19 protein-coding genes are annotated in these 20,620 nt (G+C 61.6%); 10 read left to right on the top strand and 9 right to left on the bottom strand.

The genetic code is table 11. The features are described 5' to 3' along the window. The first annotated feature begins 11 nt into the window (after positions 1 to 11). Together ACSQ84_RS13590 and ACSQ84_RS13585 are read left to right on the top strand one after the other, a co-directional pair. Positions 12 to 1,922: a flavin-containing monooxygenase gene (locus ACSQ84_RS13590; protein WP_436212149.1), complete on the top strand. Its 1,911-nt coding sequence runs from the start codon at positions 12 to 14 to the stop codon at positions 1,920 to 1,922. 599 nt (positions 1,923 to 2,521) lie between these two features. Further along, a complete protein-coding gene (locus tag ACSQ84_RS13585; RefSeq protein ID WP_436212148.1) occupies positions 2,522 to 3,151 on the top strand; it encodes a 2-hydroxychromene-2-carboxylate isomerase in 630 nt (209 codons plus the stop codon). Positions 3,152 to 3,427: 276 nt separating this feature from the next. Here the strand turns inward: ACSQ84_RS13585 and ACSQ84_RS13580 are convergent, their stop codons facing one another. Continuing rightward, complete coding sequence (locus tag ACSQ84_RS13580) at positions 3,428 to 4,438, bottom strand: glutathione S-transferase N-terminal domain-containing protein (protein WP_436212147.1); 1,011 nt, start codon at positions 4,436 to 4,438, stop codon at positions 3,428 to 3,430. A gap of 197 nt (positions 4,439 to 4,635) precedes the next feature. Here ACSQ84_RS13580 and ACSQ84_RS13575 point away from each other — a divergent pair, with 197 nt between their 5' ends. Then, positions 4,636 to 5,430, top strand: coding sequence for a class II aldolase/adducin family protein (locus ACSQ84_RS13575; protein WP_436212146.1), 795 nt, complete (start codon positions 4,636 to 4,638; stop codon positions 5,428 to 5,430). Positions 5,431 to 5,552: 122 nt separating this feature from the next. After that, positions 5,553 to 6,494 (top strand): GAF domain-containing protein, encoded by a 942-nt coding sequence (locus tag ACSQ84_RS13570; RefSeq protein ID WP_436212145.1) that lies wholly within the window; start codon positions 5,553 to 5,555, stop codon positions 6,492 to 6,494. A gap of 203 nt (positions 6,495 to 6,697) precedes the next feature. On the opposite strand, the gene ACSQ84_RS13565 is transcribed toward ACSQ84_RS13570, so the two are convergent. The 5 genes from ACSQ84_RS13565 to ACSQ84_RS13545 form a co-directional block, all read right to left on the bottom strand. Beyond that, positions 6,698 to 7,471, bottom strand: coding sequence for an ABC transporter ATP-binding protein (locus ACSQ84_RS13565; RefSeq protein ID WP_436212144.1), 774 nt, complete (start codon positions 7,469 to 7,471; stop codon positions 6,698 to 6,700). Next, complete coding sequence (locus ACSQ84_RS13560; RefSeq protein WP_436212288.1) at positions 7,464 to 8,213, bottom strand: ABC transporter permease; 750 nt, start codon at positions 8,211 to 8,213, stop codon at positions 7,464 to 7,466. Before ACSQ84_RS13560 ends, ACSQ84_RS13565 begins: the two co-directional genes overlap by 8 nt. Positions 8,214 to 8,335: 122 nt before the next feature. Further along, complete coding sequence (locus tag ACSQ84_RS13555) at positions 8,336 to 9,286, bottom strand: ABC transporter substrate-binding protein (protein ID WP_436212287.1); 951 nt, start codon at positions 9,284 to 9,286, stop codon at positions 8,336 to 8,338. 215 nt (positions 9,287 to 9,501) lie between these two features. Next, positions 9,502 to 10,656 (bottom strand): epoxide hydrolase family protein, encoded by a 1,155-nt coding sequence (locus ACSQ84_RS13550; RefSeq protein ID WP_436212143.1) that lies wholly within the window; start codon positions 10,654 to 10,656, stop codon positions 9,502 to 9,504. Positions 10,657 to 10,791: 135 nt separating this feature from the next. Beyond that, positions 10,792 to 11,610: a dienelactone hydrolase family protein gene (locus ACSQ84_RS13545; RefSeq protein WP_436212142.1), complete on the bottom strand. Its 819-nt coding sequence runs from the start codon at positions 11,608 to 11,610 to the stop codon at positions 10,792 to 10,794. On the opposite strand from ACSQ84_RS13545, the gene ACSQ84_RS13540 reads away from it, so the two are divergent. Then, on the top strand, positions 11,594 to 12,670 hold the full coding sequence (locus ACSQ84_RS13540; protein ID WP_436212141.1) for a GlxA family transcriptional regulator: 1,077 nt from the start codon (positions 11,594 to 11,596) through the stop codon (positions 12,668 to 12,670). The two genes, ACSQ84_RS13545 and ACSQ84_RS13540, sit on opposite strands and share 17 nt — an antisense overlap. A gap of 172 nt (positions 12,671 to 12,842) precedes the next feature. On the opposite strand, the gene ACSQ84_RS13535 is transcribed toward ACSQ84_RS13540, so the two are convergent. Beyond that, on the bottom strand, positions 12,843 to 14,306 hold the full coding sequence (locus ACSQ84_RS13535) for a PLP-dependent aminotransferase family protein (RefSeq protein WP_436212140.1): 1,464 nt from the start codon (positions 14,304 to 14,306) through the stop codon (positions 12,843 to 12,845). 92 nt (positions 14,307 to 14,398) lie between these two features. Between ACSQ84_RS13535 and ACSQ84_RS13530 the strand changes: the two genes are divergently transcribed. Together ACSQ84_RS13530 and ACSQ84_RS13525 are read left to right on the top strand one after the other, a co-directional pair. Further along, positions 14,399 to 15,301 (top strand): DMT family transporter, encoded by a 903-nt coding sequence (locus ACSQ84_RS13530; protein ID WP_436212139.1) that lies wholly within the window; start codon positions 14,399 to 14,401, stop codon positions 15,299 to 15,301. 103 nt (positions 15,302 to 15,404) lie between these two features. Then, complete coding sequence (locus tag ACSQ84_RS13525; protein ID WP_436212138.1) at positions 15,405 to 16,379, top strand: Bug family tripartite tricarboxylate transporter substrate binding protein; 975 nt, start codon at positions 15,405 to 15,407, stop codon at positions 16,377 to 16,379. A gap of 85 nt (positions 16,380 to 16,464) precedes the next feature. Here ACSQ84_RS13525 and ACSQ84_RS13520 read toward each other — a convergent pair whose 3' ends face one another. Then, the gene (locus tag ACSQ84_RS13520) at positions 16,465 to 17,286 is read right to left on the bottom strand and encodes a helix-turn-helix domain-containing protein (RefSeq protein WP_436212137.1); all 822 of its coding nucleotides are present in this window, start codon (positions 17,284 to 17,286) and stop codon (positions 16,465 to 16,467) included. A gap of 53 nt (positions 17,287 to 17,339) precedes the next feature. On the opposite strand from ACSQ84_RS13520, the gene ACSQ84_RS13515 reads away from it, so the two are divergent. Together ACSQ84_RS13515 and ACSQ84_RS13510 are read left to right on the top strand one after the other, a co-directional pair. Further along, on the top strand, positions 17,340 to 17,534 hold the full coding sequence (locus tag ACSQ84_RS13515; RefSeq protein ID WP_436212286.1) for a hypothetical protein: 195 nt from the start codon (positions 17,340 to 17,342) through the stop codon (positions 17,532 to 17,534). Between the two features lie 284 nt (positions 17,535 to 17,818). Then, positions 17,819 to 18,133, top strand: coding sequence for a hypothetical protein (locus ACSQ84_RS13510; protein WP_436212136.1), 315 nt, complete (start codon positions 17,819 to 17,821; stop codon positions 18,131 to 18,133). Positions 18,134 to 18,373: 240 nt separating this feature from the next. Here the strand turns inward: ACSQ84_RS13510 and ACSQ84_RS13505 are convergent, their stop codons facing one another. Further along, positions 18,374 to 19,843, bottom strand: coding sequence for a PLP-dependent aminotransferase family protein (locus tag ACSQ84_RS13505; protein ID WP_436212135.1), 1,470 nt, complete (start codon positions 19,841 to 19,843; stop codon positions 18,374 to 18,376). A gap of 110 nt (positions 19,844 to 19,953) precedes the next feature. On the opposite strand from ACSQ84_RS13505, the gene ACSQ84_RS13500 reads away from it, so the two are divergent. Further along, positions 19,954 to 20,580: an FMN-binding negative transcriptional regulator gene (locus ACSQ84_RS13500; RefSeq protein ID WP_436212134.1), complete on the top strand. Its 627-nt coding sequence runs from the start codon at positions 19,954 to 19,956 to the stop codon at positions 20,578 to 20,580. The last annotated feature ends 40 nt before the right edge of the window (positions 20,581 to 20,620 follow it).

Genomic DNA, 20,620 nt, shown 5'->3' with positions numbered 1-20,620 from the left:
GGGATAAGCGCATGAACATCGAAATGCCCCGCAAGACACTCGATCTCGAATCCGCGATCGCCGAGGGTGACATCCGCGTGCTGCTGATGGTGCTGGTCCACATGACCGGCGACGAGCGCTGGCTGAAGCCGCCATACCAGCCGCGGCGCGACGTCCGTCTGATTCCCGATCCCGAAGCCGGCTTGCCCCGCGACGTGCAGGACGAAATCCGCGCCGCCGTCGTCAAACTGTTCGCCAATGGCGAGCCGAAGCCGGTGATATCAGATCCCGGCGACGAATTGATGCTGCGGATGATGCGCGCGACGCTGGGCGAGAACGTCACACCGGAATATGCGCCCTTGATGCGCGAGGAAATGGGTTTTATTCCCCGCGACGCGCGCTGGACCACCGCTCCGGCCGGCGAGAAGCTGGCGCGGCAGCATGTCCTGATCGTCGGCGCCGGGGTTTGCGCGATCGCGCTGGGCGTCGCGCTTGGCCGGCTCGGCATTCCCTACACCATCGTCGAGAAGAACGCCGAGCTCGGCGGCACCTGGTACGTCAATCGCTACCCCGGTTGCGGCGTCGACACGCCGAATCATTCCTACTCCTTCTCGTTCGGCACGCGAAATCCGTGGACACGTTACTTCGCCCAGCGCCAGGAACTGCTCGACTATCTCAAGAAAGTCGCGCTCGAATACGACATTCGAAAGCACCTCCGGCTCAACACCGAGCTGACGTCCTCGCGCTGGGATGAGAGCAAGCGGCGCTGGATTTCAACGCTTAAGACAGTGCATGGCGAGGAGATTTTTGAATCGACGACGCTCGTCAGCGCGATCGGCCAGCTCAATGATCCCTCGCCCGCGCATTTCAAAGGTGAAGAGAACTTCAAAGGCCAGACCCTGCACTCCGCCTTGTGGTCGGACAACATCAAGTTCGACGGCAAGCACGTCGCTGTCATCGGCACCGGCGCCACCGCGATGCAGCTGGTGCCGTCGATTGCGGACCGCGTGGCGTCGCTGACCGTTTATCAACGCACGGCGCAATGGGCCCGGCCGGTCGCCGGCTATTCCGACCCGATCAGCGACGGCGCACAATGGCTGCTCGCGCATCTGCCGTTTTACGTGCAGTGGTATCGCTTCAACATGTTCTGGCGCTATGGCGACGGCCTGCTGCCGTTCCTGCGCAAGGATCCGAGCTGGCCGTATCCGGATCGCGCGGTGAACAAGGGCAACGACCGCCATCGCGAGGAACTGACGGACTTCATCCTTTCGGAACTGAAGGACCGTCCCGACCTGGTCGAGAAATGCGTGCCGACCTACCCGCCCTACGGCAAGCGCATCCTGCTCGACAATAACTGGTTCAAGACCCTGACCAAGCCGAATGTCGAACTGGTCACCGAGAAGATCGATCATTTCAGCCGTGACGGCATTGTCACGTCGGACGGCAAGTCGCGTCCGGCCGATATCATCGTGGTCTCGACCGGCTTCAAGGTCACCGAGATGGCCGCGCGCCTCAACATCACCGGGCGTGACGGCAAGGACCTCAGACAAGCCTGGGCCAACGATAACCCGACCGCCTATCTCGGACTCACCGTGCCGGATTTTCCAAACTTGTTCGTGATGCTCGGCCCTAACTCGGGACCCGCGCATGGCGGCAGCGTGATCTTTCAGTCGGAGTGCCAGAGCCGCTACATCAGCGCCTGCCTGGTGGAGATGATCGAACGCGACATCGCCGCCATCGATGTCCGCCACGACGCGCACGATCAGTACATCCAGAAAGTCGATGCCGAGCATGCCCAGCTGATCTGGTCTCATCCGGGCATGTCGACCTACTACCGCAACAGCCAGGGTCGGGTCTTTTCGGCGATGCCGTGGCGATTTGTGGACTATTGGGCGATGACTCACGATCCGGATTTCACCCACTATCGCCAGACCAGGGCGTGACCTCGATCTGTTTCAGGTTACGGCAAGCGCAGGGACCAATTCCCATCTGCTATCTGGCGGGATTATGCGCGGGAACCCACGCGTGATTTTGCACGGCGCAACTTGACACCTGACGATATCTGCCGCAGCATTTCGCCTGCTGCACCTGTCGGGGTAGCGGAGCGTTTGGCTCCCCGCTTCGCAGGCATCGGCGTCCGATCATGTGATCGAACTGCAAGCAGCGGATGCGGACAGATGTCCGTCGGCCCACTCTTGGAGAGGAGCATGACGCCACCGGCTCAGACCAGTGACCTTGCTCAACCGCAAGGTCTCGACGCAACTTGGTGAACAGCAGCTGCTAGCCATATTGCGCCGCTCTAAAATCCAAACATATCCGCAGGATCGAAGCGCAAAGGCCACGCGCTTGGCGATCATGATATACAACTGGTGCCTACCAGAAATCCTTCGCTAAAACGAAGATGCCGGGCCCCGCGATGCCTTAGATGCACCGGGGCCCATTCGTTTGCGTCGGTGACAACTTCCAACATTCGATGGGGCTTCTGCGGATTGCTTCCGCCGTTCGGATCGGAAAGAATTGTCCGATCGGATAGGGACCGGCGATGACCAAACCGCGCGTACGAATCTACACCGACTACAAGAGTCCCTACGCCTTCGTCGCCAACAAGCGGCTGTTCGAACTCGAGCAAGAATACGACGTCGAGCTGGAATGGCTGCCCTATACGCTGCGCGTCGCCGAGTTCATGGGCACCGTCGAGGAGCGTACGCCGCATTTCTGGCGCAAGGTGCGCTACGCCTATATGGACGCGCGGCGTTATGCCAACGCGCAGGGCCTCACCATGAAAGGGCCGCGACGCATCTATGACGCCTTCTACGCCAGCGCCGGCATGCTGTTCGCGCAACGTCATGGCCTGTTTCGTTCCTACCACGATACGGTGTTCCGGCGCTTCTGGAGCCATGATCTCGAAATCGACGAGCTGTCGGATATCTCTGACGTGATCGCATCGGTCGGCGGCTCTGCCAGCGAATTCGAAGCCTACATCCGCGGCCCGGCTCGGGCCGAACATGACCGCATCATCGACGAGGCCGAGGAGCTCGGCGTGTTCGGCGTGCCGACCATGGTCTTCAACGGCGAATTGTTCTGGGGCAGCGACCGCATCGACCTGCTGATCGAGCGCATCAGGGACCCTGACTCGATCGCTGCCGCGCTGGGAAGCCGGCACCGGAAATGATCCCGTTCGGCCCCTGTTGCCGAGGGGTTGATTGCCTACGCATGATGAAGTTGACTCGATAGCAACCACAAATGAGCTGCGCCCCCTCTCCCGCTTGCGGGGGAGGGCTGGGGTGGGGGCTCTCTCCGCGATACGACTCGTGGAGAGAGCCCCCACCCGTATCGCATCTATCGATGCGATACGACCTAAGAGCGAGCTTCGCTCGTCTCGACCCCGCAAGCGGGAGAGGTGCAGCGAGCCTGCCGCCAGACCGATTCAACCAAAATTCGTCATTCGCTAGCCAGCCATCAAATACGACCAGCACCCGGTGCGCTCCAGTATCGGCTGTAATGCCGCACGATCTTCCGCATCCAGCGCCGCAAACTTGTCGCGGAGCTGTTGCAAACACTTCACCTGATATTTGAACGGCGCCAGTGCGTAGGGCAGCCCCCAAACATTGATCTCCAGCCGGTCGAGACCCTTCTCGAAAGCTTTCGCATTGGCGACAAGGAATGGCAGATAGAGTTCGCCGGCAATTCCGAGCAGCGCCTCCGCCATTCCGCCGAGCGCCCGCTCGCGCGGATACCATTCGCCCTCAACGCCGGAAGCGTCATCCAGTCGCCGCACCCAGTGATCCGTGAACGGCGCTTTCGTGCGCATGATCCGCATCGGCGTCGGATCGGTCGCCATCTCGCTGAGCTGGCCGAACCAGGCGAAATCGGCGAGCGACGGCCGGCTGCCGAACAGATAGTTCGTCATGCCGACATGCGGCTCGAAGGCCGCGAGCATTCGCATGTAACTTTCTTCGAGCAGTGGCTTGTTCTCCGCGGTTGCACCGAGAATGACCATGCGTGAAATCTGCCGCTGGCGGAACTGCTCGACCTCTTCGGCGCTGCCGGTCGCGGCCTCCGACACCGACCACTCCTCGGCGGCCCAGCGCGAGACATAAGCCTGATCTTGCGGATCCCACCAGCGATACAGAAACAGCGGCTTGACCGCCCATTCATCGGCGAGGTCTTCGAGAAGGTCACAGACAAACGCGACCACCTTGTCATCAGGGATGACGGAACGCTCCCGATGACGGCGCTCCAGATCGTAGGCCAGCGTCGTGGTCTCGCCGTGAAACGTGCCGTCCGGATATTGCAACACCGGGATCAGGTTTGGCCGCAGATGCTCGGTCGCCTTCCGCCGCGCCTTGTTCATGATGACCCAATCGAAAGGAATCCGGCGATACCGCATCAGCGCCCGCAGCTTGATGGCATAAGGCGACGCGGTCGATCCGATCAGCCGATAGCGACCTTCATTCATGGCACTCACCTGGCGGAAACACTTGCCGTAATACTGGCATCGAAGCGCATTTGGCGCCAACGGCGCATTCGGATTTCGCCCGTCAGCCCTGCATTAAACCGGTACTGCTCGCCTTGCGGCGCAGCGAGTTCCGCAGCTATCCTGCCCGCCAATAATCCGGCCCCCCAATTCAATAACGGCCCGTTTGGAGCAACGCCATGAATCCTCCCGCCAGTTCGCCAGCCATCAAAGTCGTGAAATCGGTGCGGGAACAGGTGAGCGCGGAGGAGTGGCAGGCGCGGGTCGATCTGGCGGCCTGCTACCGTCTCACGGCGATGTACGGCATGACCGAGATGGTCGCCAACCATATCTCCTGCCGGGTACCGGGGACACACGACCAATTCCTGATCAACCCCTACGGGATGCTCTACGAAGAAATCGATGCATCATGCCTGATCAAGGTCGATGTCGAGGGCAACACGCTGTTCAATGCATCCGACTACGACGTCAACGTCGCCGGCTTCGTGATTCACAGCGCCATCCATATGGCCAAGCACGACATGGATTGCGTCGCGCATACGCACACGCCGGCAGGCATGGCGGTTTCGGCGATGGAATGCGGACTGCTGCCGCTGGCGCAGACTTCGATGAGGTTCCTCCACATCGCCTACCACGATTTCGAAGGCATCGCCGACGATGTCGACGAGCGTGCACGGCTGGTGAGAGACCTCGGCGATCATGAAGCCATGATCCTGCGCAATCACGGCCTGCTCGTCGTCGGCCGCACGGTGCCGTCCGCCTTCAACGTGCTGTTCCGGCTGGAACGGGCGTGCCAGGTGCAGGTGATGGCCTTGTCCTGCAACACCAAATTGACCTACCCGCCGCAAAGCGTGCTGGAGGAAACTTACGACAAGATGCGGCCGCGGGTCGACCGGCCGGCCCGCAATGGCGAACTCGCCTGGCCCGCATTGCTGCGCAAACTCGACCGCACCGATCCGTCCTACCGGAATTGAGGTTCCACCCGGCCCGTTGACGCTCCGCACGATCTTTGGGCGCGCCTTGCCTGTAATTTGATCGCACACACCGCCGCTAAATCGCCGATGCTTGCGGTCGATGAGGCGATGGGTGCGTCCCGATGAAGACGTTCATTCGAGTGGTTGAACTGTGGGTGCCGGACCGAACCCGCACGCGGCTGGAGTTCGGCGGCAGTCTTTGCAGCGAGGAATATGCGGAGTTCAAGGCGGTCAGTGAAAACGTGCTGTTCGCCTACGACGAAGGATTGCCCGGCAAGGCCTGGGCTTCCGGCCATCCGGTGATCCTCACCAAGTTCGCGAATTCCTACTTCAAGCGCACGGACGAGGCGATCGAGGCCGGATTGACCTGCGGTGTGGCGCTGCCGGTATTCGCCGGCGAATTCCTGATGGCTGTCATGGTGCTGTTCTGCGGTGACGACGAGAAGCACGTCGGCGCCATCGAGCTCTGGCACAATGATGCTGACGTCAGCCACGAAATGGGACTGGTCGACGGCTATTACGGCACCGCCGACATGTTCGAGTTCAATTCACGGCACACCAAGTTTCCGCGCGGTTTTGGCCTGCCCGGCCGGACCTGGAAAGCGGGCATGCCGCTGATCATCAAGGATCTGCACAATTCCAAGCGCTTCCTGCGCTGGGAAGAAGCTTCCGAAATCGGCATCAATTGCGGCGTCGGCATTCCCTACACGACCTCGCCGGACAAGACCTGGGTGATGACGTTCCTCTCCGCGCAGGCCACCCCGATCGCCAAGCGATTTGAAATCTGGGTGCCGGACGCGTCGCGCTTGGCACTGGTGTTTCAGTCCGGCGACTGCAGCAAGAACACCGAACTGGAATCGCTTTACGCGTCAAAGAGCATCGGCAAAGGCGAAGGCAGCATCGGCGGCGCCTGGGCGACCGGCATGCCGGCGATCAACGAGCATTTGAAGGTCGATGAATCGGTAGCGTCGCAGGCGGCGCGCGCCGCCGGCATGAATCAGATCGTGGTGCTGCCGGTGATCGAGAACGCCCTGCTCAAGGCCGTGCTCGCCTGGTATCTCTGAAGCGTGATGGGATTAGGTCGAATAGCCGCTGCGAAGGGAACTGCGCCCCCTCTCCCGCTTGCGGGGGAGGGTTGGGGTGGGGGCTCTCTCCGCGAGTCATCGTGTGGAGGGAGCCCCCACCCGCCGCGCTTCGCGCGTCGACCTCCCCCGCAAGCGGGAGAGGTGCAGCGAGTCTGCCGCCACACCGATTCAACTTGACTTCATCACCCCGCCTTGCGGCCGTGATGGCTGTGCAATTGCGAGGACAGCAGCCGTCGCCACTCGTTGAACTCCGGGCTTGCAATATCGCGCGGCCGCGGCAGATCGATGCTGTACTCGTTGTCGATCCGGCCCGGCCCGGGCGACATCACGACCACCCGGTCGGCCAGGAAGATGGCTTCCTCGATCGAGTGCGTCACGAAGAGAACGGTAAGGCCGGTTCGCGACCAGATCTCGACCAGTTCGTCCTGCAGCCGTTCGCGCGTCATCGCATCGAGCGCACCAAATGGCTCGTCCATCAGCACGATCTCGGCGTCGTTGGCCAGCACGCGCGCAATCGCCACGCGCTGCTTCATGCCGCCGGAAAGTTGATGCGGATAGACGTCCGCGAAATTCTGCAAACCCACGAGTTCGATGAAGCGATCGGACGTTTCACGAATTTCGGCCTTGGTCCGCCCCCGCGATTTCGGACCGAAGCCGATATTGTCGCGGACGTTGAGCCATGGAAACAGGCCGTAATCCTGAAATACCATGCCGCGGCTCGGGCCCGGGCCTGATATCGGCACATCCCACATCAGAACGTCGCCGTGTGTTGCGGCCTCGAAACCGGCGGCCATGCGCAACAGGGTGGATTTGCCGCAGCCGGAGGCGCCGATCAGGCAGATGAACTCACCCTTCTTCACCCGCAGATTGGCGCCACGCAGCGCCTCGATCGGCCGGCCGTTTTGTAAATAAGTCTTGCCGACGTTCTTCATTTCCAGGATCGGGGATTCAGCCATGCGACGGACTCCAGGCCAGCAACCGCCGACCGATCAGCATGACCAATTGATCGGACAGAAAACCGAAGGCGCCGATCACGATCATTCCTGAAATCACGATCTCGGTGCGCGACAGTTGACGGGCTTCCATGATGATGGCGCCGAGGCCGGTTTGCACGCCGGTCATTTCGCCGACGACGATCACGACCCAGGCAAATCCCAATCCAAGCCGCATACCGGTGAAGATCGACGGCAACGCAGCGGGCAACACGACACGGAAGAATTGCGCCGATTCGCTGCAGCCCAGCATCGAGGCCGCTTCGAACAATCGTGGCTCGACCGAGCGGACGCCAAAGATCGTGTTGACCAGGATCGGATAGAACGCGCCGAGAAACACCAGAAAGAACGCCGAGCGCGGCCCGAGCCCGAAGATGATCATCGCCAGCGGCAGCCAGGCCGTGACCGGAACGGGCCGGAGAATCTGGATGGTCGGATCGAGCAGTTGCCGGACCAGCGGCACGCGCCCGATCAGCATGCCGAGCGGCAACGCGACAGCCAGCGCCAGTGCAAAACCGCCATAGACACGACTGATCGAAGCCAGCAAATGGATGTGCAGGGTCTTGCTGTAAGCGTCGTCGTTGATGCCGCCAAAGGCGAGATCCTGCAGTTCAAGCCAGACTTCATGCGGCGGCGGGATCAGGCTGCCCGGCCGTCCCACCGTCGCAAAGTGCCAGACCGCCAGCATCGCCGCCGGAAAGGCCATGGCCAGCAGCAGGGGTCGCACGCGCGGCCACCAGATCGACAGCCATGACGCCTCGCGCACCGAAGCCGAGGCTTCTGCTGAAGCCGCGTTTTCCCCGGTGGGAGACGCGAGCGTGCTCACGTTCAGGTCGGCTTCACCGCATCGACGAATTTGGTGTCGATGAAGGTCGAAAAGTCCGGCAGCCGCTTGATCTGCTTCAACGCCAGCATGTGGTCGGCATAGATCTTCGATTGTTCGATCTGCTTGGCGTCAAGCCGCCAGGTCAGTTCGACATTCGGGACCGAGGCTTCGATGGCTTCCTTTTTCTGCCCGAGCTTGCTCGAGGCCATCGCTACCATGGCCGCCTTGTTGGTCGATGCGAAGTCGGTCGCACGCTGATGGATCCCCAGCATGACGCGGACAAGGTCCGGCTTCTCGGTGATCACATCGCGATGCGTGCCGAACACCATGTTGAGCGATCCCATCGCGGTCGAATAGGGATACTCTACCAGCGTGCCGACGCCGCTGGACAGCGAGACGCCGGGGCCGGGCTCGGCGCCGACATAGGCGTCGATGTCGCCGCGCGACAGCGCGATATGCATTTCGCTAAAGGAGACGCGAACCGGCTCGACATCCTTGATGGTCATGCCTTCCATCCGCAGTCGCTCCAGGAAGAATACTTCCTGCGTGGTGCCCGGAAAAACCGCGACGCGCTTGCCTTTGAGGTCCTTGAGCGCGGCGATCCCGGCGTCTTTCTTGGCGATGATCGCCATGCCGCGATTGCAGGTCGAGGCGATCACCACGACGGGTTCGCCGGCCGCGGCACCCAGCAGCGCGGCCGCGATGCCGAATGCGCCGAAATCCACCGATTTGGTCACGACCGCATTTTTGCATTCGGTCGGGGTTTCGAACGGCAGCACTTCGACCTTGTAGCCCGCCGGCACGAACTGATCGTAGAAATAGGGCGCGATGGAATGGATCAGCTTCAGCGCCCCGGCGCGGATGACGACCGGTTGGCCCTGTGCCCGTACGACCGCCGGGGCAGCCAAAAGTCCGGCGCCAAGGCCGGCCACGAACTCGCGCCGGCGGATCAAAAATGTCATGGATGCACTCCCCTGTTATCCAGAGAAATGCAAAATACGTGCCGCTTAGCGGCCGTTCGCGCCGTACGGGGGCGCAGATAGAAATCGCGAAAACAACCCCATGCAAAGAATGGCTGGGCTCCTGCTCTCGGCATCCCTACTACATGTGGCGGGTGCGCGCCTCAATTGGCGAGCGTTGCCGCGGGCGGACTTCCGGAATGGCTGACTTAAGTGGCAGTCCGACGCAACGTCCCAAAGAAGTCCCGCACTTCCCCGACAAACAGCTCCGGTTGCTCGAAGGCTGCGAAGTGACCGCCCTTCGGCATTTCACGCCAATGCCGGATATCCGTGTAGCTTCCTTCCATCCAGCGCCGCACCGGTGTGACGATCTCCTTGGGAAACACCGCGACGCCGCTCGGTATCGTGACGGTGTGCGGCGTCCGGCGTTTCGGCCCAAAGCTCTCCCAGTAGAGACGCGCCGATGAGGCGGCGGTCGCGGTCACCCAATACAGCATGACGTTGTCGAGCAGCTCGTCGCGGCCGAGGATGTTCTCGGGGTGCCCGTCGCAATCGGTCCAGGCCCAGAATTTTTCGAGGATCCAGGCCGCTTGGCCGCTCGGCGAGTCCGTCAGCCCATAGCCGAGGGTTTGCGGCCGGGTCGCTTGCTGCTTGGAATAACCGGAATCCCAATCGGCGTAGTATTTGATGCCCTGCAACGCCCGCGCCTCCTCGGGCGTCGGCTGTCCCTCCACGTTGGGCCGCGCCGCCATCGCCAGTGTGATGTGAATGCCGGCGCAATGTTCGCCATCCTGTGCGCCCAGCGCGGTCGTCACCGCCGATCCCCAGTCGCCGCCTTGCGCGCCATAACGCGCGTAGCCGAGGCGATCCATCAGCACCGCCCAGGCCGAGGCAATGCGATCGACACCCCAGCCGGTGCTGGTCGGTTTGGCCGAAAACCCGAAGCCGGGCAGCGAGGGACAAACGACGTGGAATGCGTCGGCAGCGTTGCCGCCAAAAGCGGTCGGATTGGTCAGCGGCTCGATCACCTTGTGGAATTCGACCACCGAACCCGGCCAGCCATGGGTGATGATCAGCGGCATCGCCTGCGGATGCGGCGAGCGGACGTGCAGGAAGTGAATATCGAGCCCGTCGATTTCCGTCGTGAATTGCGTAAAACGGTTGAGACGCACTTCGCGGGCGCGCCAGTCATATTCCTCGGCCCAGTACCGGCAAACCTCCTTGATCCATTTCAACGGCGCGCCCTGGCTCCAGTCGTCGACCAGTTCGGCCTCCGGCCAGCGCGTGTTCCGCAACCGCGACTTCAGATCGTCGAGCACATCGTCGCCGACCAAGATGCGATAGGGTTTGATTTCTGCGCTCATGGAGATTCTCACAATGCCGGGCCGCCAGCAGCAATTACCACCTGCTTCACATGCGTGGCATTATGCAGAGGCATCAGCTTGATGCAAATTGGCGGGTGGGTCGAGACGTTCCGCCGTCACACGGCGCCGGGCCCGTCAGGGCGCCAACCGGTACCTGAAAAATTCCAAAATCTCGTCGCGGGCTGCGATGGTTGGCTGGCCGGCTTGGTCGATCAGGTGGGCGGTCACGACGCTGTGCGGCGTCGTAACGTAGCGCTCGAAAAATGGCGGAACATCGCTGCTCGCCGCGCTGTCGGGTAGCACCCGGCCGATGAAGCGATCGCCGAGCGCTTCCTGATAGGCCGCAAAGCGCTGCGCCATACAAAACTTGTCGCCCTCAAAGCGATAGGCCAGCACGGTCAGATCTTCCCGATCGAGCCGCTCGCGCACCGCCTTGATTTCGTCCGGCGCGATTTCGATGCCAGCCGGATCGTTCAGCGGCAGTGAGGGCTGAGAGAGCACCGGCGCCAGCATCGACGGCTCCAGCATCATCGTCAGCGCGAAATTGCCCGTAAAACACATCCCGATGGCGCCGACGCCGGGGCCGCCGCATTCTTTATGCGCAAATCTCGCCAGCGACCGCAGCCATCGCGTCACCGGGCTTGATTGATTGGCGGCCAGGGCGCGAAACTCGGCGCTCACACAGGCACGCTGAAACACGGCGGCGCCCTCTTCCGGCGTCGGAACCGCGCCGTCTCGGCCGAACAGCGAAGGCATGTAGACGGTGAATCCGGCGTCACGAACCCAGCGGGCGAAACGCGCGACGTAAGGGCTGATGCCCGGCATCTCCGTCATCACGATGACCGCAGGCCCGGCGCCGGCGACATGCACCGCCTTCGCAATGCCATCGAGCGCGATCTCGCGACACTCGAAATCCTCGAGTGGGTCATCCTGCTTCATGGATCGGTTCGGCATTGGTGTGGCTCCCCGTAAAGAAACAGCGTCTTCCGACCTAATGGTGCATTTGTGCCGATCATTGCGATTCCAGCGGTCACCGGCTAGTGTCAAAAACGACATTGATCAGGGATTTTTTGCCATGACCAGGGTGACGGTCGTCGAGATCCAGGGCTGTTTGGCTTCGAGCGCAGGCATCACCCACGACGTGATGGCGGCCGCCAACCAGATCAGCAAGACGGGCAAGCGCGCTTTACCGTTCGATGTCACGACCGTGCGTCTGGGGCCACGCCCGAGCCGAGACAGGTTGCGCGGCACCGACCTCGTCATTGTCCCGGGTCTGGGCCTCGGAGTTGCGTCAGCGGACGAACTCGACGCAAAACTGAAGAGCCCGGCGTGCCGGCGTGCGTGCGATATGCTCGCTCAATCGTTCGAAGCCGGCGCCACGCTCGCTGCGGCGTGCGCAAGCACCTTCCTGCTCGCGGAAACAGGGCTACTGAACAACCGGCGGGCGACCACGACATGGTGGCTCGGCCCGCTGTTTCGCGAGCGCTATCCGATGGTCGAACTGGTGACCGACCGGATCGTCGTCGCCGACTGGCCTATCGCAACCGGCGGCGCGGCGATGGCGCAGATGGATCTGATGCTTGCCATCGTGGGCAAATTTGCCGGACCGAAGCTCGCCCACGCCTGCGCCAATTATCTGCTGCTGGACGAGCGTCGCTCCCAGGTACCGTTCATGGCGATCAATTACCTGGCGAGCCAGGACCCCAAAATCGCCAGCGCCGAAAAATGGGTGCGGAAAAATATCGCGCGTGATTTTGCGATGGACGAACTCGCGGAGGCCGTCGCGCTCGCGCCGCGCACGTTTGCCCGGCGCATCGCTGCGACCTGCGGCGTCACGCCCATTCAGTTCGTTCAACGCATCCGGCTTGAGACCGCAAGACTTTTGCTTGAGACCACGCGCCTGCCGGTTGACGAGATCGCCCGGCGGGTGGGTTATGCGGAGCCCTCCACCCTTCGGCGCCTGATCCGGCGCGACACCAAACATTCGCCCGGACACTTTCGTCCGGCGGTTTGAAGGCAGATCGCCTATCGCGTCATCCCCGGGATGAACGCAATTGCGTTCACCCGTAGGTGCGCTCGGCGGCGCAATTGCGCCGCTGGCTTGCGCGCCTCGAAGGATGAGAAGTGCCCGTGGCCCATCCTTCGAGGCTCGCCCAGCGGTGCAAGTGCACCGCAAGGCTCGCACCTCAGGATGAGGTGTGCCGATTAAGCGTCGTGCCGATGAGTTCGGCGCCCGCGTCGATTTCGGTTTCATTCCAGGCGGCGAATCCGAGAAACAGCCCGTGCTCGGCGGCTTTTCCGGTGAAATGACGGGAAAGCGGTCGCGCCGTCACTCCAATCGCGGCGAGATCGGCCACGAGACGGCAATCATCCGATCCGCCCTCCAGCCGGGCGAGAAGTTGCATGCCGCCGGCCGGCGGCGTGATGGCGAGCCTGTCGCCGGCCGCTGAAGTCAGCGCCTGCGTCAGCCGGTCGCGGCGGCCGCGATAGAGGCGGGTCATCCGGCGAATATGGGTTGCAAAGTCCCCATCACCGATAAACTCCGCCAGCGCGAGCTGCATCGCACCCATCACCATTTGGCCGGTATGCCGCTGCATTCTCTCGAATGTCTCAACGAGGCCGTCGGGCACGATCGCATAGCCGACGCGGATATCCGGCAACATCGGTTTCGAGAAGGTCCCGACGTAGAAGACGTTGCCGGTCGTATCGATACCCTGCAGCGCCACCACCGGCCGGCCGTCGAAGTGAAACTCGCTGTCGTAGTCGTCCTCGATGATCGCAGCATCCGCCTCCGCGGCGAATGCCAGCAGTTCCTGGCGCCGCTTGATCGGCATCAGCCTGCCCGTCGGGTATTGGTGCGACGGGGTGCAGAAGATCGCCCGAGGCCGCTCGGTCCGCCCCGCCAGGCGCAGTCCACTTGGATCGAGCGCAATTCCTTTGACCCGGGCACCCGTCGCCTCGAGCGCTACACGCGCGCCGCCATATCCCGGGCTTTCGATCCACGCCAGATCCCCCTCGTTGAGAACGACGCGGGAGATCAATTCGATCGCCGCCTGGGCCGACGACGTAATGATAAGTCTTCGCGCGTCAGCCTTGACGCCGCGATGCTCCACGAGATGACTGAGCAGCGCCGCGCGAAGCGCCGGATGATTGGCCCTGATTCCCGCCGCATGCCGGCTGAGGGCCGCACGGCGCAGACAGCGCGCCCACACTTCGTGTGGAAATTCGCGGGCATCGGCGAGCCCCGGAGCAAATGGCCGCGGACGGCCGCCTTCGTTGGTGAAGTGCCAGTCGGATCGGCTGACCTGCCTGGCCCAACGCGAGACCCGCATGAAGCCGGACCGCTGATGATCCGCAGGTTGCTCAGTGGAGATCAGCTGCATCTTCTCAACCGCCGCGACCACCGGGCGGCGTCCGCGCGCGACGACGATGTAACCTTCCACGGCCAGCTGATCGATGACCGATGAAACGGTGTTTCGCGAGACCTTGAAATCATCCGCCAGCACCCGGCTGGAGGGAAGCCGATATCCTTGCGGCAAGGCGCCCAACAAGATGGCGGTGCGCAGACGATCATAGATCTGACGTGTCAGGTGCCCGCCATCCTGCGGGGCGAACTTCAGATCGATCGTCCCGGAAAGCAGACTGGACAAAACTGGCTCCATGATTTTCCTGAAAATGGACCTGTTACTCATACCAGTCAAGGCTATGGTCCGATCTCACCAGGCCAACCGACGGAATCAGCATGCAGCCTCCTTTGTCGCGTCGCGGCGCACTCCTGCTGTTTGCGGTGATCGTGATGGCCTGGGGCCTGAACTGGACGCTTACCAAGACGCTCGTGCAAAGCGTCACGCCGCTATGGACGACGGCCATCCGCTCCGGCATCGCCACGGTGGCGCTGGCCGCGCTGCTTTGCGTGCGCGGCGAGATGATCGTGCCGCGCCGCGGCGACCTGCCCGTGGTGTTCGTCACTTCGATATTCCACCTGGTGGCGTTTTCGGCGCTGGTCGCTTACGGCCTGCAGTTCGCCGCCGTGGGCCGTTCGATCGTCCTTGGCTACACCACGCCGCTCTGGGTCATGCCCGCCGCCTGGCTGTTTCTGGGTGAGCGAATGACTCCATCACGTACGCTGGGAATGGCGGTTGGCCTGACTGGCCTCGCCGTCATGTTCAATCCGCTCGCCTTCAACTGGAATGACCCCCATCTGCTGGCCGGAAGCTGCTGCATATTGCTGGCCGCCTTGTGTTGGGCGGTCAGCATTGTGTACGTGCGCGCCCATCGCTGGATATCAACGCCGTTTCAGCTGGTGTTCTGGCAGATGCTGCTGGCCACGCTGGTGGTCTCGGTGCTGGCGCTCCTGAAGGATGGTGTGCCGCATCCGACATGGAGCGCGCAGCTGGTCGGGCTGTTTCTGTTCAGCGGGGTTTTTGGAACGGCGCTGGCCAATTGGGCAATGTCGACTGTCAATCGAAGCCTGCCTGCGGGTGTGACCTCGCTCGGGTTGCTGGCGACCCCCGTCGTCGGTGTCGCAAGCTCTGCGATCATTCTTGGTGAAGTGATCACGGCCGACCTGGTCGTCGCGATGCTGCTGATCCTGGGCGGCATTGCGATCGGCACGATCCCCCGCAGGGAAGTGGTTCCGGCCTAGGTACCAACCATGGTTGACATTCGCATTACTCCTGCAACGATATCGGCAACAGCCACAGGATCCTGCAAAAGCAGGACGGATGCCGGGCAGCAGGAAACGCAGCATGAAGCCATTCTGTCGTCGCGCCATTCTCGTCGCCTTCGGCGCCCTCTTGTTTGGCAGCGCCGCCTCGTCGCAGGATTATCCATCCCGTCCCGTCAAGATCGTCGTGCCGTTTCCGGCCGGCGGCTCCAATGACATCATCGCCCGCATCGTGGCGCAAAAACTCAATGAGCGGACCGGACAGACATTCCTGATCGAGAACCGCGCCGGCGCCGGCGGCAATATCGGCGCTGACGCGGTCGCGACGTCGGAGCCCGATGGCTACACGCTGCTGCTGACGGCCCCTCCGCCGCTCACCATCAACGCGGCGCTCTACAAGAACCTGCCGTATGATCCGGCGACGGCGTTCGCTCCGATCGCGCTGGTGGCCACAGTGCCGATCGTGCTTGCCGTGCATCCATCGATCCGAGCCAGCAATGTCAGGGACCTGATTGCGCTCGCCAAGGCAAAGCCTGGCACCATCACCTTTGGATCGTCGGGCAACGGCTCCACCAACCATCTTGCGGGCGAGTTGCTGAAGAGCATGACCGGCATCAATATCGTTCACCTCCCCTACAGGGGCGCAGCGCCCGCCATGAAGGATCTCATTGCGGGGCATATCCCCATGATGTTCGACAACATCCCGGCGGTGCTGCCGCAGGTTCAGAGCAAGACCATCAAGGTGATCGCGGTGGCCGGCGCCGCCCGCGCAAGCGCCCTCCCCGACGTGCCGACGGTCGCCGAATCCGGCGTGCCCGGCTTCGAGGCTTCCGCCTGGTTCGCCCTGGTCGCGCCTGCAAAGACCCCGGCGCCGGTGCTCGCGAAACTGGCGAGCGAGGTTGAGGCGATTTTGAGAATGCCGGAGGTGCAGAAACGCTTCACCGAACTCGGCGCCGAGCCGGCCAGTATCTCGGGCGCGGCCTTCGCAAGATTTCTCGCCGACGAGACGGCGAAATGGACGAAGATCATCCAATCGTCCGGCGCGACGGTAAACTAGCGGCGGACTCGTTAGCGTAACCGCATAGGCACGAGCGGAACGAAGCCAGATAATTCGCGTGAGATTGTCGTGACGAAGCCAGGAGTCAGGCTGCACGAGCGCCAGGAAATTTTAGCCGAAAGTCCAGCGGGCGTATCCCTCCATGGCGTCTGAAAAACTTCACGAAGTTTGTTGGTTCACTAAAGCCTGGCCTGATGGCAATAGCCTCCACCGTCAGGCCAGTTTGCGCCAGCAAGCGTTTCGCTTCCAGGATGAGGCGTTGCTCGATCACAGCCTTGGGCGGAGCGCCGCACGCGATGGTGCAAGCTCGGCGCAGTGACTTCGCGGAGCATCCGATAGCTTCGGCGTAGTGCTCAACGCTCCGCGTTTGCTTGAATTCTGCATCGACTGCTCGGCGGAATTTTTGGAAGGTCCTCTTGTGGGTATCCGTTATGGAAGGCGCGTCGCGCTTGACGTAATGGCCTGCGATCATGAGGAGCATGGCGTGCAGCAGGTGCTGGAAGATGGCGGCTGATACCCTGGAGTCATCTGCCTTGCTGTACGCTCGCCTTATGGCCGACATGACATTGGCGATATTCCCCAACGCATCAGACCGAAGCTCCGTGACGTCTTCAGTGGCGATATCGTCGATCAAGCTTGCAGATGCCGTTCCGCTCGAAACCGAGATCGAGGGAAAGATGAATTCTGGCGTGAAGAGCAGGACGTCGGCCTCCAGATCCTGGCCAAGAACGAACTGTTGAACTTGACCAGGGCGCGCATGGACAAGCGTGCCCGCCTTGCACGCCACACGACGAAAATCGAGAAAATGCTCCCCCTTGCCGGCAGTAAACAACATCAACAGGTGGAAACCGGGACGTTGCGGCGAGGCAAAGTGGCTGGGCGACACGCGCCCCAACAGTTCGGACAAGATGGACCGCGGTTCGCAAGAGTTGGGAGGGGACCTTTGATCGCTTCACCGAGATTTCAGTTTCGACGAAGGAGCCGCAAATACACATCGTGCAGAACGTCGCCTGGGTCGTCGGGGTAGAGATCGTTCAAGGGAAAACAAAAAGCGCAGACTCCGTAAGCTTTACCGCCTTCACGACCAACATGTACGAAAAGCGGAATGGCCATTGGTTGATGGTGTTGCACACCACGTCGCGAGTCCCGCAATAACCGACACTTTCGCTCATGGCTCTACGCCAACGGCGAAATGGACGAAGATCATCCAGTCGTCCGGCGCAACGGTGACCTGGAAGGAAAAGGCCCCAGCTCGGAGGCTGGCAAGAGCTGAGGCCAAGGTTTGCTGGATGAGATGCGTGAGATTCCAGCGGCGTGAGCATAGCCGCCCATCGCGCCCTCATCTATCTTCCGGTTGAGCTACCTCGGATTTTCCAAGCGCAGGGAGACTGGAACGGGGTAGGCTTCCAAGCTCTGGTTTTGCGCGAGAGTTATTGCCAATGCCTCGCTCCCCATCCATCGTGCCGCATCGCGGCGGCCGCGACGTCTATCTGGTGCTAAACGATTTTGGCAGGCTCGGACGCGCCTGGTGCGAGGCAGAAGAGGACGGCACCAGCCGCGAGGTGTTAATCCGCCGTCTCCTGGAAGACCACTTTAGCCATCCGGTGCGGATCGTTGCCTTCAATACCGCCGAGGGCTGGTCACGCGACGTCACGGTCGACATTGCCGACGAGTTGCGTCGGCGCTTTCCTGAATACGATGAGGTGCCGCGCTCTGTGCAGGAGTTCCTGGAAACCGCTGTCCGGCAGCACTGAGCTGTTCGCCCAAGAAACGCCGAGGTACCTCAATCGACCCAACTGCGCTGCCCGCACGGGCGCTCACGATGGCGCCGGGGCACGAGTTCACTATTGTTCGAACCAGCTTCAACCTCTCACCACAAGGCGGGCAGTTTTTCCGTCTCGCTTAGCTTTCCGCGAGACGTATCCGGCGCAGAAGGTCACATCGACGTCATTCGGACATCACGGCAGATCCGAAAAAGTGCCAGCAGCGGAAGCTCATGCGGTTCTCAAAGCATTGGCCAAGCGTGCAACGCCCAGTCGAATGTCCCGCTCCTCGAGTGCAGCGTACCCGAAAACGAACCCTGCTCTCCTTTTCGCGGCTGCTGCTCGCCCATGTCCATATAATTCGGAAACAGGATAGATGCCGACGCCGGCGGACCTCGCTTTCTTCGCCAACTGCTCTTCCTGTGTCGAACTGTACTTTCCAAACCAGGCGACCACATGGAGCCCGGCCTCCGAACCTTGAACCGTGACCGTGATGCCAAAATATTCGCTGAATGCATCGAGTAACGCGGCCCGACGCTGCGCGTTTTTCCGCCGTAGCTTTCTGATATGCCGCTCATAGGCACCCGATTGGATAAACTCCGCGAGAGCGGCTTGCTCCAGTGTCGGCGAGTGCCGGTCGGTGAGACGCTTCGCGGCACGGAAAGCGTCGACCAGTTCTGGCGGCAGCACGAGGTATCCCAGACGCAAAAGTGGAGAGAGCGTCTTTGAAATCGTCCCGAGATAGATTACGTGAGTGGCTTCATCGAACGCATGCAACGGTCGTATGGGCCGAATGTCGTATCGGTACTCGCCGTCGTAATCGTCCTCGACGATATAGGCCCCAGCATTGCCGGCCCAACGCAACAGTTGAGTCCGGCGCGATGCCGAAAGGACGTGACCCAACGGAAATTGATGCGAAGGCGTCACATAGCAAAGGCGAGCTTTGTTGATACGCTCGAGGAACTCCGTCCGCAGCCCTTCTTCATCGACGGACACGAATTCAGGTAAGGCGCCGACGCTCTCAAACACATGCCGGGCAGCCCAATAGCATGGAGTTTCGATCACAAACGGGTCACCGGGGTCGAGCAACAATCTGGCGCAAAGATCGAGCCCCTGCTGTGATCCATTGACGATGATGATCTGCTCATGGCTGCATCGCAAACTCCGGGCGCGCCACAAATACGCTTGGAGCGACGTTCGCAGCGCTATTGACCCTTCTGGCTCCTGATACCGAAGGGGGCGCGAACCCAACGTGATCGCGGCCTTCGTTAAAGCACGCCGCCACGCCAGCCTCGGAAAGTCGGCGGCGGCAATATCACCGTAGCGAAAGTCGATCGGCAGAGGCTCGCTCATGACCGGCGGCCCCCCCAAGTCGGCGACCTGCCTGGCGTAAGCCGATAGTCGAGCCGTTCTTGGCGTTCGTTTGCTGCTTTGCCGTAAGGAGCGGGCCACTCGGAGCGTCGGCGTGACCCATGACCGGCGCCCTTGTCCCGTCTCTATGAAGCCTTCCGCCAGAAGCTGCTCGTAGGCAGCAGTAACTGTCGTACGGGAAGCTCCGAATTCGTTGGCGAGGGTGCGCGTCGAAGGCAGCTTGTCGCTCGGGCCGTAAACGCCATCCTCTATCTGCGTTTTCAATGCCTGGTAGATTTGCCGCGCCCCATGTGGCCCAGGCAGCCTCTTGACGACATACTGGCCCACCATAAACACTCCAGACTGGTCCTTCTGGTGGTCCAGTATGTCGGGTAGAGCAGTACGCATCAACACCTAAACTGACGTCATCAGTTCTCACTCGGCACCGAGGAGCCTTGCCAATGTACATTCCGCCAGCGTTTCGCGTCGACGACATCGCCGATGTGCATCGGACCATGCGTGAAGCACGCTCGGCAACCCTTGTTACCGCGACGCAAGAAGGGCTTATCGGAACACCGCTCCCTATGCTTCTTAACGAAAACGAAGGTCCGAGCGGCACGCTTTATGCGCACGTGGCGAGAGCCAATCCTCAGTGGCAGCTGACGCCATCAGCTGAGGCGATGGCGATATTCGTTGGGCCGGAGGCCTACGTTTCTCCATCCTGGTACGCGACCAAACAGGAGACGCACAAGGTCGTGCCGACGTGGAACTATGTTGCCGTTCACGCCTATGGCCCTGTCGAGTTCTTCGACGATGCGGATCGGCTACTCGACGTGATAACGCGACTGACGGAATTGCACGAGCAACCGCGAAAGGATCGCTGGGCGGTGACGGACGCCCCGACTGATTTCATCAAAACGCAGCTCAGGGGAATTATCGGTTTGCGGATGCCGATTTCGAGGCTCGATGGCAAGCGCAAGATGAGTCAGAACCGCAACCTGGCGGATCGGGCAGGCGTCATTGATGGATTGTCCGAAAGCCATCGTCCAGAGGATCACATCGTGGCGTCTCTGATTCCCCAGGACTGACGTGCGTCGCGATCAAGCGTTAGGCGAATGCCCGACTGCC

Source organism: Bradyrhizobium sp. LjRoot220 (assembly GCF_964252915.1).
GTDB lineage: Bacteria > Pseudomonadota > Alphaproteobacteria > Rhizobiales > Xanthobacteraceae > Bradyrhizobium.
Note: the sequence above shows the minus strand (reverse complement) of the source record. Positions and strands in the feature narration are given on the sequence as shown.